The following is a 14060-nucleotide window of genomic DNA, read 5'->3' on the forward strand; positions in this document are numbered from 1 at the left end:
TCAATGCCCCGCCCCTCGGGCAGCTACGGCTCAGGACGAATTCAGGTGGGAAGCATGTCCTTCCACGTCTTGGGCGCTTTCGGAGCGACGAGATCCGACTGCTGATACAACTTCCCGTCCGGACCGACATAGCGACCGGTGTGCGGATCGTACTTCGCCACCACGACCGAGGGCGCGGGCCTAGATGCGTTGGCTCCGAACGAGCTTGGCGCGGCTTGTGGCCCTCCACCGCCGGCCGCGTCGGCGGGCGCGGGACCGGGAGCAGTGGGCGGGGCGGGATCGGGAGGAACGAGCGGGGCTAGAGGCAGCGCTGGCGGCGCGGCGGGCGGCGGCGGAAGTTCCCCCGGCACAGGGACGTCGAGTGGTGCGATGGGCGGAAGGTCCGCCGACATTCTCGACATCGGCGCCAGCGCCGGTCCCGACGACGGCACGGGGGGAACGGCGGCGCCGACCGTGCCCGGCGGGGGATTTTCCCCACGCGGCCCCGCAGGGGCGCCGCGCGGCACCGCCCCCGGCGGCAGCGGCGTTCCCTCGACCGGGCCGAAAATCCTGTCATTGGTCGTGATCCGGTCATCGGGCGGGACGCCCTGCGCTAGCAGATTCGGATCCAGCGGGTAGGGGCCGAGCGTGTGCTGGCGCATCGCCAGCGGCATGTACGGCTTGTCGCTGTTGCAGATTTCGACGGTCGGCGCGCGCTTACCCGGATGCCCCATGCAGGGATAGTTACGGGCACCGCGAACCGCGATCGGTGAATCCTGCGGGAGTTTGCAATACAACCCGTCCGGCGTGTCGATGTCGCTGAGGTCGTCCGGGGATCGCCAGGTGTTGGGTGGCATGAAGCCGACCGTACAAATAGGCGGATCGTCGACCGTGGCCGCGAAGTCGCCGTACGCCCTACCGTCGGGATGGTTTTCACCCTCAGCGGCCTGCTCGATAGCGACACCCGACGGCAGCAACACCAGCAGCTGCTCGATCGAGGGGTGGTAGGTGATCCCGATCTGGCCGATGGTGGTCAGGTTGGCAAGCAACACCGGCAGCGTCGGTTTGATTTGCTCGAGCAGCCGGGACGCTTCATTCGCGGCGTCGGGCCCCTTCTCCAGGATGGTGCGGAAGTGAGAATCGTTGTTCACCAACGTATCCGAGATGCCGGCGAAGCTGTGTGCCCACGTTCTGATCGAATCGGTGGTGCGCGCTTGGGTATCCAGCAGCGGGCCGGAGTCCTCGGTGAGGGCCCGGGTGCGATCGACGACGCCGTTGGCGTCGCGCGACAGCGTCTTCGAGGAATCGATCAATGACCCCAGGTCGTAACCGGAACCGTTGAAGCCCTGGAAGGACTCGTCGAGCAATTGGCCGAGTTTGGTCTTCGGGATGCTTTGGACCAAGGCATTGACCTGCTCGAGCATGGGGCCGACCGGCTGCGGAATCGTCGTGTCGCGCGCGGCGATCACCGAGCCGTCGTGCAGGTAGGGCGGCGAATTGGTCTTGGGCCGCAGGTCCACGTACTGCTCACCCACCGCGGACACACTGAGCACCTCCGCGGTCAGGTCCGCGGGGACCTTGGGTGAAGTGCTAAGCGACAGCGTCGCTTTCGCGCCGGTCGGCGTCAAACCCACCGAGGTCACCTTGCCGAGCTGAACCCCACGGTAGGTCACGTTGGAAAACCGGTACAGGCCGCCGGTGGCCGGCAGCTCCAGCGTCACCGTCATCCGACCGATGCCCAGCAGGGTCGGCGCTTGGATGTAGAAGAGGACCATCGCGATCACGCCGATGATTCCGGCGATCACAAAGACCGCCAGCTGGATCCGGACGAAGCGCGTCAGCATCTATCCACCCGCTCCCGTTCCAGGCGCCTCTGCGGGCGCCGGCGATTGACCAAGACCCGCGTCCGGCACCGGTGCCGCGCCCGGCGGAGGACCGGGCAGCGGAACCGCGTTCGGCGGAGGACCGGGCAGCGGGGCCGCGGCCGGCGGGGGCCCGGGCAACGGTCCATAGTTCCCCGGCCCCGGCGCCGGTACCGCACCCGGCGGTGGTGGCGGCAGCGGCAGCGCGTTGGGATCGACCCATGGCGGCCTCAGCGGGTTATGCAAAGGATCGAGCGTGTAATTCATGCGATACGGGTCCCCGGGCACCGGTGGAACGGGCATGTCCAGCTGCCCCCAGTGGGTTCCGAGGAGCAGGCCCTTCTTCAGCCGCGGAATCGTCAGGTCGAAATCGAAATGCAGGTTGAAGAAGTCGCCGCGGACCGCTCGGTCGACGAAGTTCTGGGTGAACGGGAACACGAACGAGGCCGCGATGGCCGCGCCGAAATCCGGTCCGACGTCGGCGAGCGCCTTGATGGTCGGCTCCAAGTTTTTGAGGTTCGCGACCAGGTCGGCCTGGGAATCGTTGACCAGCCTGGTGGCGGTGTTGCTGAACACCCGAAGATGGTCCAGGGCGGCGGTCAGACGCGGCCGCTCCTTGACCAACACCTCGAGCGCCGGCGGTATCTTCCGCAGCGCGTCGGTGACGACGTCGCGTTGTTCGGCGAATGTGCCGGCGAGCCGATTCAGCGCCTGGATGGAGGCGACGAGGTCGTCCCGCTGGTCGTCCAGGGTGCCCACGAACGTGTCCAGCCGGGTGATCAGATCGCGCACCGCCCCCTCGCGCCCGGACAGGGCGGCCGAGAAGTTGTGGATGACCTCCCCGATCTGTCCAAGTCCACCCCCGTTGACCACCGCACCCAACGACGACAGCGTCTGCTCCGTCGACGGGTAGGCCGAGGACCGGCTGAGTGGGATGGTGGCGCCCGGCTGCAGCCGTCCGCTTCCCTGCTGGCCGGGCGGAGTGTTGAGCTCCACATGCATCGACCCCAGCAGGCTGGTCTGGCCGACGGTGGCCACCACGTTGGCCGGGACCACCACGTCGCGCTTGACCGAGATCTCGACGTCGGCGTGCCAGCCCTGCACCCTCATCGCACCGACACTGCCGACGACGACGTCGTTGACCATCACCGGCGAATTCGACTCCATCGTACCGACATTCGGGAGTTCGACGTGGTAGATGTTGGCCCCGGGCCCGCGTCCGACCGCACCGGGCAGCGGTAGTGAATTCAGGCCGTGGAACGCGCATCCCGTCGCCGTCACCGCCACGCAACAGCCCGTGGCGAATACCCGCTTGACCGCAACCCGCGCGCTCATTGTTGTGGCCCTCCGTCCGGCAGCAGCATGCCCGACACGCTCGGCGCCGGCGGTGGTGGCGCCGGTGTCGACGGTGGCGGCGGCAGCGGCATCGCCGCGCCCGGTATCCGCTCCGGCGGCACCGCCCCCGGCGGTCCGACCGGATCGCCCGGCAGGCCGGTGTAGGCCGACACCTCCGGCGGGATCTCGGGCGCTGCGGGTTTCGGGCCCTCGCCGCCGGGCGCCAGGCGCGGTTCGGTGTAGAGAACCTTGGACGGGTCAACCGATTTGGATATGAACGGGTTGATGGGAATTGGCGAGTTGTTCCAGCTGGTCTGTCGCAATCCGGGACCCAGGAACAGGGAGCACAGCTTGCCCGATTCGACCGCGGTGATGTTCTCGACGGCGCCGATTTGCGTGCAGCCCGATACGGACAGCAGGACCTGACCGCCCCACGTGGGATTCGACATATTCATCAACCCGAACCCTCCGACGATGGTTCCGGTGTCGGCGTTGTAGTCGTTGAAGAAGTTTCCGAACGCGTTCGGGGCCGCGTGCAGAATGTTTTCCAGTGCCATGTGGTGATCGACCAGGTTCTGCGTGACATCGGCCAACCGGGCGATCTGTTCGCTGGTCTGGTTGCGGGTCCCGGCGATGAACCGCCGCACTTCGCCGACCGCCGTCGACAGATCGGTCAGCGCCGCGTCCAGGTCGGATTTGCTGTCGTTGACCACGCTGGTGAGCGTGGCCAGACGACCGTTGAACTGCTCGATCTGCACGTTGCTGTCGCGCAGCGCGCCGACGAAGGTCTGCAGGTTTTTGATGATGTCGACGATGTTGCCGCTGCCGTTGGCGAGGATCCGGCCCACCCCGGATAATTGACCGAGTGTTTGCCGCAGCTTGTCGCCGTTGCCGTCGAGCGCGTTCGCGGCGCTGTCGATGAACCGGCCCACCGACGTGCCCGATACCCCGCTCTTGGGCCCCAAATCCGTTGCCAGCCGCATCAACTGGGTTTTGACCTCGTCCCATTCGACCGGCACCGCGGTGCGCTCAACCGGGATCACTGCCCCGTCGCGCATGACGGGCCCACTGTCGCGATAGGCCGGTGAGAGCTGGACATAGCGGGCCGCCACCAGATTCGGGGCGACGATGACCGCCTTGGCATCCGCCGGTATCGGCACGTCGCGGTCGACCTTGAAGACCATCTTGGCCTGGGTGCCTTGCGGCTGAATGGATTTGATGCTGCCGACTTTGACACCCGATACCCGCACCTCGTCATGGGGATAGATCGCGGTGGCGGTGGTGAAATAGGCGGTAATCGTCCGCGGCCCGAAGAATGTGTTACGGACCACCATGGCGGCGCCGGCAACGATCAGCCCGACCAGGACGACCGCCGTCACGGCCGCCAGCCGCTTGCGCGGAATCCGGGACATCCGGGAGGTCACTGTGATCCTCCGATCCGTCCGCCCAACGTGCAGCCAGGGCACTGTGGAATGGAGTTGTACGGCCAGGGGGTCAGCGCCCGAGGTACCGGCGACGGGAAGCCGGGGCCCTTTGAAGTATCGAAGGTGCGGAATCCCCAGAGGTAGTCGAACAACTCCTGGAACAGTTGCGGGATAAGGAAGTTCGGGGCGAACGCCTGGTAGGCGTACATACCGGAGATGGCCTCACCGACGGTGATCTGGAATTTGGCGAGACCCGGCAGCGCTTTGCCGATGTTGTCGCGATTCTTCTCCAAGACCCCGGTCACCCGGTTCAGCCGCTCCAGCGTTGGCGCCAACGTGCTTTCGTTGTCGTGCACCAAGCCCGTCAGCTGCTTGGCCACCACCGAGGTGTTGGCCAGCAGGTCCACGATCTCCTGCCGGCGTGCGACCAGCACTTGGAGCAGAGAATCGGAGTTGAGGATGAGCTTGTTGACCTGCATGCTGCGTTCGGAAAGTATCCCGGTGACGTCGCCGGCGCTCTTGAACAACTCGCCCAGGTTCTTGTTGCGGCTGTTGAGGGTTCGCGACAGCCGGGTGAGCGCGTCGAAGGCCGGCCCCATCTGGGGTGCGATCTGGTCGAGCGTCGCCGCCAGCGTGTCCAGCGACTGATTCAGCGCCGCGGTGTTGGTGCCGGCCGTGTCCGACGTCAGGTCGCTGACAGCCTCCGTCAGCGAGTAGGGCGAAGACGTGCGCGAGACGGGAATCAGAGTCATCGGATGCATCGTGCCGCTGCCGGCGGACTCCACCGTCAGCATCCTCTCGCCCAACAGCGTGCCGGTGCGAATGTGCGCGGAAGTCTCCGAGCCGAGCAGGATGTTGCCCTTCATCGCGAACGTCACCAGAGCGTCGCCGTGGCTCAGCTTCACATCCGACACGGAGCCGACCTTCATTCCCGACACGACTACGGGATTGCCCACGGCCAGACCGCCGGCTTCGGTGAACAGCGCCTGGTAGCGAACCATCGTCGCCCATGCGATGAATCGGTCGGGCGACAGGCCCACCAGGATGACCATCACCGCCAGGATGACGCCGATGAGTCCGGGCTTGACCAGCCCCGCTCCGCGATACTTGAGCATTAGGGTTCCGTGCACCTTCCTGCATCTGACCTGAAGATGTTGGCGCGCACGGTTTTACCTGAAAGGTCCGTGCCGCGAAGCCCGAACTGGCAGATGTAGTACGGGATGGTGGCGCCGTTCACGCCGAGTCGGACCAGCTTGCGGTAGTTCTTCGGCGCCCTCTGCAGGGCCCCGTCGAGGCGGTCCTTGTCGCCGTCGAGTATCGGCGCCAACCGATTCAACTGGGCTATGGTGCCGGACAGCGGCGGGCGGGCCTCGGCCAGCAGATCCGCCAGCGAGGCGGTTCCCTTGTCCAGGGCGTCAATGGCGGATCCGATGGTGTCGCGGTCACCCGACAGGCCGCTGACAAGCTGCTCGAGGCGATCGATCGCGCCGGAGAATTGTTTGCCGTCCTTGGCAACCGTGCCGATCACGATGTTGAGGTTGTCGATCAGTTGCTGCACGGTTTGGTCGTTGTCGGCCAAGGCATTTGAAAAAGACGTCGTCCTGGCGAACAGCGACTCGAGCGTCCCGCCCTGCCCCTGGAAGACCTGCAGCAACCCAGAGGTCAGCTCGTTGACATCGCGCGCGTTCAGGCCCTGGGTAACGGGTTTCAGCCCACCGAGCAGCAGATCGAGGTCAAGCGCCGGCGCGGTGCGGCTGACCGGAATCTGCGCGCCGGGCGGCAGCCGCTTGGGCGAGCCCGGACCGTCGACGAGTTCGAGGTAGCGATCGCCCACCAGGTTGAGATAGCGGACCGCCGCCCTGCTGCCCTCGGTGAGGACGACGTTGCGGTCGGCGTCGAAGTTCACGACAACTTTTTTATCCGGTTGCAGCGAAACACTATTGACAGTGCCCACCCGGATGCCGGCGACACGCACCGACTGGCCGGGTTTGAGACGCGACACGTCGGTGAACACCGCCGAATACTTGGTCGTCGCACCCGTCCGGTACTGGCCGAAGATGAAGAACAGGAAGGCGGTCAGCATCGCCATCACGACCGCGAAGATGCCGAACTTGATAAGCGTTGCGCGCGTTCTCATCCGGGTTCTCCGATCTGCGCGGAGTTGCGTGGCGGTCCGGCGATCGGCCCGTACAACAGCTGCTTGAGGAGATCGGAGTTGATCAACAGCTGGGGGTTTCCGTAGTTCACGGGGTTCGCACCGGTATCGGCAATCAGCTGCGGTGGGGCCGTGTTGAACGGCAGCTTCGGCAGTCCCACGCACTGCGGGCCGCCCGTCGCCGCAACCTTGGGCAGGTTTGTCGGGTACCGGTAACGCTCGGCGCCCCACGTGAGACTCGCCGAGATGTTGATGCTCGGTTCCGACAATGGCGCGGCATGCGACATCTGTGCGAGCCCGGCGAAGGCGCAGTTGAGCGCCGGCGCGTACTCATTGGTCAGATCGGTGGTCGGCACCAGCAGATGCAGCACATTTGTCAGTGGTTGGCGGTTCGTCGACAAGACGTCGTTGCCGATGTCGGCCAAGCCGATCGCGCTGATCAGCAACGCATCCAGGTTGTGCTGCTCATCGACGAGCGTCTTGCTGATCCTGGTCGCGTTGGCCGCGGTCTTCACCAGGTCGGGTGCCGCGTCGGCATAGGCGTTGGACACCGCCGGTAAAACCGCGAGGTCATGACGGAAGGCGGGGAGGCTGGGCTCCAGCCTGGCCAGGAACGAATCCAGGTCGCTCAGCGACTGGCCAAGCTGTGGGCCCCGCCCGCTGAACGCCTGTGCCAGCGCGCCCAGTGACTCATTGAGCTTCGGCGGGTCGATGTGGCTCAGCACCGACACCAATTGCTGGAACACCGTGTTGATTTCGACCATGACGTGCTGCCCCTGCAGCGTCTGGCCGGCGCGGAGCCGCTGCGCCGAGGGCTGGTCGGGTGGCACCAGCTCGACGGACTTCGCGCCAAACACCGTCGATGACGCGATGTTCACGAGCACGTTGCCGGGGATGAAGTGCATCTGCGACGGGTCCATCGCCAAGTGAATGGCCGCCTCGCCGTTGGGCAGCGGCTCGATCGAGGAAACCTTGCCCACCTGCACGCCGCGCAACTTGACCTTGGCGTCCGGGTTCATGACCAGGCCGGCTCGTTGCGAGATCACCGTGACCGGAACGGTTTCGGTGAAGGAGCCCTGAAACAGACCCACCGCTACGGCGAAGATCAGACCGATGATGAGGACGGTGGCCAGTCCGAGCAAGGGCGGCAGGTAATTCCGTCCGGCGGGCGGCCGCGCATGGCCGGTGCGCGCCGGTCGGCCCGCGACCGCGCCGCGACCCGCTGGAACATTCTGCGTCACTGCTGTTTCACCTCCTCTGCTAACCGGACAGGTTGAAGTTGCCGTTCGTGCCGTAAATAGAAAGCGAGACCAACAGCGTCACGGACACCACGACGATGAGCGACGTACGCACCGCGTTGCCGGTCGCGTTGCCGACACCGGCCGGCCCGCCCGACGCGAAATAGCCGTAATAGGTGTGGATCAGCAGGATGGTAAGCGCCATCAGGATGGCCTGAAGGAACGACCACAACAAGTCGATCGGGTTCAGGAACGTATTGAAGTAGTGCTGGTACAGCCCCTGCGACTGGCCGAGCAAAAACGTCGTGGTGAACTGACTGGCCACGAACGACAGGATGACCGCGATGCTGTACAGCGGCGTGATGGCCATCATTCCCGCCAGGATCCTGGTACTCACCAGATAGGCAACCGGCCGAATGGCCATGCTCTCCAACGCATCGACTTCTTCGTTGATCCGCATGGCACCCAGCTGAGCGGTCACCCCGGCACCGAACGTGGCCGCCAGACCGATCCCGGCCACCACCGGTGCCGCGATACGCACGTTGATGAACGCGGACAAAAAGCCCGTCAGCGCCTCGATGCCGATGTTGCCCAGCGAGGTGTAACCCTGAATGGCCAGCGTGCCGCCTGCGGCCAGCGTCAGGAAGCCGACGATCACCACGGTTCCGCCGATCATCGCCAAAGTGCCCGCGCCCATGCTGATCTCGGCGATCAGCCGGACGACTTCGCGCGTGTAGTGGGTGGCCGCAAACGGCACCCCGGCGAGCGCTTTGCCGTAGAACAGGGTGTGGTCACCGATCCGCCCCATCAGGGCGACCGGCCTCTCGAGTTGGCGGGTTAATCGCGGATACGCGGCCCTCAGCGCCATGTGCAGCCCCTACTTCGCCGTCATCTTGATGCCGATCGCGGTGACGACCACGTTGACGACGAACAGGGACATGAAGGCGTAAACGACGGTTTCGTTCACCGCGTTGCCGACGGCCTTGGCGCCACCGCCGGTGATCGACAGGCCCCGATAGCACGCGACCAATCCCGCGATGAGACCGAAGAGGGCTGCCTTGATGCAGGAGATGACCACTTCGGGCACGCCGGTGAGCAAGGTGATGCCCGCGGCGAAGGCCCCGGGATTGACGTCTTGGACAAACACCGAAAAGACGTAGCCGCCAAGGACGCCGATGATGACGACGAGGCTGTTGAGCAGGAAGGCGACGAGACCGGAAGCCAGCATTCGTGGTGTGACCAACCGCTGGATCGGGTTGATGCCCAGCACTTCCATCGCGTCGATCTCTTCGCGAATCGTTCGCGAACCCAGGTCCGCGCACATTGCGGTCGCACCCGCGCCGGCCACGATCAACACCGTGACCAACGGGCCGAGCTGGGTTACCGCACCGAACGCGGCACCCGCACCGGACAAATCCGCCGCGCCCAATTCACGCAACAGGATGTTGAGCGTGAAGCTGACCAGAACGGTGAACGGGATCGCCACCAACAAGGTCGGGGCCAGCGACACCCGCGCGACGAACCAGGACTGCTCCAAGAACTCACGCCACTGAAACGGCCGGCGGAACAGGAACTTGACCGCATCGGCCGACATTGCGAACAACGCTCCGACGGCGTGCATCGGCCCAGAGAAGTCGAACTTGAGCTTGAGCGCGGGCAATCCCGTCGACCAGTGGTCAGCTCCCTTGGTTGCCATCGGCGGCGGCCCCTTCCCAAGCTACGAGACCGACAGTCTTGTTGTGGCGCAACGAGTGCGGTACATTCGGCTTAATTGACAGCTGTATAGGTGCGCTGACGAGGGCGAAATGCTCAGCGGGCAGCCATGTTCGGGCGTCCGTCTGCGATGCGACAGCCGCGAGTCCGCTCACCACAGACCTCCGTTCCGTCGCGTGAAATGGCGCCGCAAAACGAGGGGCTCCACGTCTTGAAGCGTCCGGCGATTATGACTCATGCCGAGTCCAGGCGGAGCAAAAAATGCATAACCGTTATCGCGCATCTCGCGGCCGGCGCAGTGAGGCAAGGTAACTGCGTCCCAACGGAAGCGACGGTCGGCTCAAGCATGTCAGTGCTGCTCCAGTCCTAGGTGACGGCGCCGGCCGTCTTGAGTTCGATGATCCGGTCCCAGTCGAGGCCGAGCTCCATCAAGATCTCGTCGGTCTGCTCTGCGAACCCGGGGGCCGGCCCGGTCTGTGGCGCTGCGACGTCGAACTGTACCGGGTTGGCCACCAGCTCGAGTTCGCCCGCCTTGACCATGTACTCGTTCGAGCGGATCTGCGCGTCGTCGGCCGCCTGCAGGGTGTCCTGCACGGGTGCCCACGGCCCGGAGAGCGTGGCGAAGCGCTCGCTCCACTCGGCCAGCGTGCGGGTGGCGATGGCTTTGGTCAGCAACTCCACCGCGTCGGCGGTGTTGGCGGCGATGTTCTCCACCGTGTCGAAGCGCGGATCGTCGGCCAGCTCCGGCAGGTCAACGTGGCGGCACACGTCGGCCCAGAACTTGGTGGGCTGCATCATCACGAAGGAGATATAGCGGCCGTCGGACGTCGTGTACAGCCCCACCAATGGGTTGTTGGGGGCGCCGTGCACGCCGGGCGGCGGCGCCTCCAGCCGCTGGTTCAAATGTTTTGTCAGCGCCACGGTGTGTCCCATCGACCACAGCCCGCTGCCCAGCAGAGACACGTCGACGACGGACGGTTCGCCGGTGCGCTCACGCTTGAGCAGCGCCGCCGCGATGCCGCCGGCGAGGTTGGTACCCGAGATGGTGTCGCCGTACGCCGGTCCGGGCGGCGCGATCATGCCCGGCATGCCGGCGGGAGTGATGGTGGCGGCGGTTCCGGCCCGGCACCAGAAGGCGGTCATGTCGTAGCCACCCTTGGTGGACTCTTCGCCGCGCGGGCCCAGGGCGCTCCCGCGTGCGTAGACGATCTTGGGGTTGATCGCCCGTATGTCGTCGACGTCGATGCCGAACTTCTGCCGGTGGTCGGGCAGGAAGCTGGTCAGGAAGACATCGGCGCGACGGGCCAGCTCGTAGAGCACTTCCTTGCCCTCGGGCACCGACATGTCCAGCCCGATGCTGCGCTTGCCGCGGTTGGCGTGCTCGATGTTCGGGTTGGGATCGCCCTCGACGCGCAGCATCCCGGTCTGCCGCAGCCCGCGCTGGGGATCACCGGTCACCGCGTGTTCAACCTTGACCACGTCCGCGCCCCATTCGGCGAGCACGGCGCCCGCCGACGGGACGAACCCGTACATGGCGACTTCAAGGACGCGGATGCCTTCGAGCGGCCTCATGCGCCGGCTCCCTTCGCTGAGACGGCAAACGCGATGGTCACTGCTGTCCCAGTGGCGGGCTTTGCCGTGTCCTGGGCAGGCATTCCGTACCCCCTAGTGTGGTGGCGATCACGATAACTTCATTCTCTTCCCCGGCGAATCTTACATTCGAGTTTCGATAATTCAAGAAACTCTCAGGAATGAGATCGGCGTGCTGACCTGCGCCTCAACTGGCAGTACGCCGTCGGCCTGGGCCTCTCCCTGCAGGCTGGACGCGGTGTTGTGCGCGTGTTGCACGCCGCTCGGCGTGGAGAGTAAGGTTCTCATAATTGTAAGGGAGATTCTTTGTGACTGAAATGGCCCCCTTCGGAGCAGAGGCCTCAACATGAAGACTGCGGTAGTCACCGGTGGCGGGTCCGGCATCGGTCTGGCCGTCGCGCAACGCCTGCGCGCCGACGGCTTGAACGTCGCCTCCATCGACCTGCGTCCGTCGGAAGTCGACTTCGCTTTCACGGCCGACGTCACGGACCGGTCGCAGGTCGATGCGGCGCTGTCGGACATTCGCACTCAGCTCGGGCCCGTGACGGTTCTGGTCAACGCGGCCGGCCTCGACGGGTTCAAGAAGTTCAACAACATCAGCTTCGAGGACTGGTACCGGGTGATCGACGTCAACCTCAACGGCGTCTTCCATACCGTCCAGGCGGTGCTGCCTGACATGGTCGAGGCGGGCTGGGGACGCATCGTCAACATCTCGTCGTCGAGCACGCATTCGGGTGCTCCCTATATGAGTCACTACGTGGCGGCCAAGTCGGCGGTCAACGGCCTGACGAAGTCGCTCGCACTCGAGTACGGGCCCAAGGGCATCACCGTCAACGCGGTGCCGCCGGGCTTCATCGACACCCCGATGCTGCGCGCGGCCGAGAAGAACGGATTCCTCGGCAACATCGACGAGACCATCGCGCGGACCCCGGTACGCCGGATGGGAACCCCCGAGGACATCGCGGCGGCATGCGCATTTCTGGTGTCCGAGGAAGCCGGCTACATCACCGGTCAGATCTTGGGTGTCAACGGCGGTCGAAACACCTGAGCGGTGGCGATTCGTCAGCGGTGCCCGGCAACCAGTGTGAGAGGAGACAGCCCGTGAAGGTTTGGGTGGATTCGCAGCGGTGCCAGGGCCACACCCTGTGCGCGATGATCGCTCCGGAATCGTTCCAGCTCAGCGACATTGACGGCAGTTCATCGGCAATCGACGAGGTGGTGCCCGCCGATCGCGAGGACCAGGTGCGTGAAGCCGCGCAGTCCTGTCCGGAGCAGGCCATCATGATCACCGACGACGCCTGAGCGGCACGGTACTCGGGCATCCAAACACGTAGGGAGACTGCAGCGTTGAGTGTCGACGACGTCGTCAATGACAGCGACCGCAAGAAGAACCGGTACCACTTCGACCGGCATTCCTCGGAGTACCGGTCGAAGTTCAAGGCGATCACCGAAGAGATGCACGCCAAGTGCCCCATGGCCTGGACGGAAACCTATGGCGGGCACTGGGTTGCGGCCGGCAGCCACGAGGTGTTCGAGCTGGCCCGCTGCCCCGCCGTCTCCAACGATCACGACATCCACGGCGAACGCCGCGGCTACAAGGGCATTTCGATCCCCACGGCCAGCCGGGTCAGCGCGGTGCGCGGCGGGATTTTGGAGATGGACGACCCGGAGCACCGCACCTACCGAACCGTGCTCAACCCGTACCTGTCGCCGGCGGCGATCAAGCGCTGGGAACCCTTCATCGACGACGTGACCCGCGCCTGCCTCGACGAGAAGATCGAGGGTGGCCGCATCGACTTCGTCGACGACCTGGCCAACATCGTGCCCGCCGTCTTCACGCTGGCAATGCTGGGCATCCCGCTGAAGAAGTGGAACATGTACAGCGAGCCGGTGCACGCGGCGGTGTATACGCCCGAGCACTCCCCCGACATCGAGCGCGTCACCGCGATGCACCGGGAAATGGGCATCGACATGATCAACAACATGAACGAGATCCGCGAGAATCCTCGGCCCGGGATCGTGAACGGCCTGCTCGAGATGCGCATCGACGGTGAGCCGGCCCCCGACCTGGAAATCCTCGGCAACCTGGGCCTGGTCATCGGCGGTGGCTTCGACACCACGACCGCCCTGACCGCCCATTCACTGGAATGGCTTTCGGAACACCCCGAGCAACGACAGCTGCTCAGCAACGAGCGTAAGACCCTGCTCGACCCCGCGACCGAGGAGTTCCTGCGCTACTTCACCCCGGCGCCCGGCGATGGCCGGACCTTTGCCGACGACACCGAGCTCGACGGCACGCAGTTCAAAGAGGGTGAGCGACTCTGGATTTCGTGGGCGATGGCCAACCGCGACCCCTCGGTGTTCCACGACCCGGACCAGATCATCCTCGACCGTAAGGGCAACCGGCACTTCAGCTTCGGGCTGGGCGTTCACCGGTGCATCGGCTCGAACGTGGCACGCACCGTGTTCAAATCCATGCTGACCGCGGTCCTCGACCGGATGCCCGATTACCGGTGCGATCCAGAGGGCACGGTCCACTACGAAACGATCGGTGTCATCCAGGGCATGCGTAAGCTGCCGGCCACCTTCACGCCCGGCCGCAAGGTCGGAGCCGGCCTGGACGAGACGCTGGAGAAGCTGCAACGCATCTGCGACGAGCAAGAACTGGCCCGGCCGATCACCGAACGCAAGGAAGCCGCCGTCATCGACTGAGTGGGCGCGGACGACCGGGCGGCACCGCCGCAGTTTTTCCGACTAGGCCTGT

12 protein-coding genes are annotated in these 14060 nt (G+C 65.2%); 3 read left to right on the forward strand and 9 right to left on the reverse strand.

Annotation, left to right across the window (positions count from 1 at the left end; genetic code table 11):
• Positions 1–41 precede the first annotated feature (41 nt).
• The 9 genes from ACYQ8K_RS07205 to ACYQ8K_RS07245 all read right to left on the reverse strand — a co-directional run bounded on the left by ACYQ8K_RS07205 (position 42) and on the right by ACYQ8K_RS07245 (position 11278).
• Complete coding sequence (locus ACYQ8K_RS07205) at positions 42–1823, reverse strand: MCE family protein (protein ID WP_459967797.1); 1782 nt, start codon at positions 1821–1823, stop codon at positions 42–44.
• Positions 1824–3176 carry an MCE family protein gene (locus ACYQ8K_RS07210; RefSeq protein WP_459967798.1) on the reverse strand — a complete coding sequence of 451 codons (1353 nt, stop codon included), beginning with the start codon at positions 3174–3176 and terminating at the stop codon, positions 1824–1826.
• The gene (locus ACYQ8K_RS07215) at positions 3173–4588 is read right to left on the reverse strand and encodes an MCE family protein (RefSeq protein WP_459967898.1); all 1416 of its coding nucleotides are present in this window, start codon (positions 4586–4588) and stop codon (positions 3173–3175) included. The genes ACYQ8K_RS07210 and ACYQ8K_RS07215 overlap by 4 nt, the downstream gene beginning before the upstream one ends.
• Before the next feature lie 8 nt (positions 4589–4596).
• Complete coding sequence (locus ACYQ8K_RS07220; protein WP_459967799.1) at positions 4597–5715, reverse strand: MCE family protein; 1119 nt, start codon at positions 5713–5715, stop codon at positions 4597–4599.
• Entirely contained in the window at positions 5715–6737 is a 1023-nt protein-coding gene (locus ACYQ8K_RS07225) for an MCE family protein (protein ID WP_459967800.1), read from the reverse strand. The genes ACYQ8K_RS07220 and ACYQ8K_RS07225 overlap by 1 nt, the downstream gene beginning before the upstream one ends.
• Complete coding sequence (locus ACYQ8K_RS07230) at positions 6734–7996, reverse strand: MCE family protein (protein ID WP_459967801.1); 1263 nt, start codon at positions 7994–7996, stop codon at positions 6734–6736. The genes ACYQ8K_RS07225 and ACYQ8K_RS07230 overlap by 4 nt, the downstream gene beginning before the upstream one ends.
• 19 nt (positions 7997–8015) lie before the next feature.
• Entirely contained in the window at positions 8016–8861 is an 846-nt protein-coding gene (locus tag ACYQ8K_RS07235) for an ABC transporter permease (RefSeq protein WP_067832306.1), read from the reverse strand.
• A gap of 9 nt (positions 8862–8870) precedes the next feature.
• On the reverse strand, positions 8871–9689 hold the full coding sequence (locus ACYQ8K_RS07240; protein ID WP_459967802.1) for an MlaE family ABC transporter permease: 819 nt from the start codon (positions 9687–9689) through the stop codon (positions 8871–8873).
• A 383-nt stretch (positions 9690–10072) separates the two neighbouring features.
• The gene (locus ACYQ8K_RS07245) at positions 10073–11278 is read right to left on the reverse strand and encodes a CaiB/BaiF CoA transferase family protein (protein ID WP_459967803.1); all 1206 of its coding nucleotides are present in this window, start codon (positions 11276–11278) and stop codon (positions 10073–10075) included.
• A gap of 364 nt (positions 11279–11642) precedes the next feature.
• Between ACYQ8K_RS07245 and ACYQ8K_RS07250 the strand changes: the two genes are divergently transcribed.
• Genes ACYQ8K_RS07250 through ACYQ8K_RS07260 form a run of 3 tightly spaced genes read left to right on the forward strand, consistent with a single transcriptional unit; the run spans position 11643 to position 14008 of the window.
• The gene (locus tag ACYQ8K_RS07250; RefSeq protein ID WP_459967804.1) at positions 11643–12344 is read left to right on the forward strand and encodes an SDR family NAD(P)-dependent oxidoreductase; all 702 of its coding nucleotides are present in this window, start codon (positions 11643–11645) and stop codon (positions 12342–12344) included.
• 53 nt (positions 12345–12397) lie between these two features.
• Positions 12398–12598, forward strand: coding sequence for a ferredoxin (locus tag ACYQ8K_RS07255; RefSeq protein ID WP_007777307.1), 201 nt, complete (start codon positions 12398–12400; stop codon positions 12596–12598).
• Positions 12599–12643: 45 nt separating this feature from the next.
• Positions 12644–14008, forward strand: a complete 1365-nt coding sequence (locus tag ACYQ8K_RS07260) for a cytochrome P450 (RefSeq protein WP_459967805.1) — start codon at positions 12644–12646, stop codon at positions 14006–14008.
• The last annotated feature ends 52 nt before the right edge of the window (positions 14009–14060 follow it).

It is taken from the genome of Mycobacterium sp. MUNTM1 (assembly GCF_054660795.1).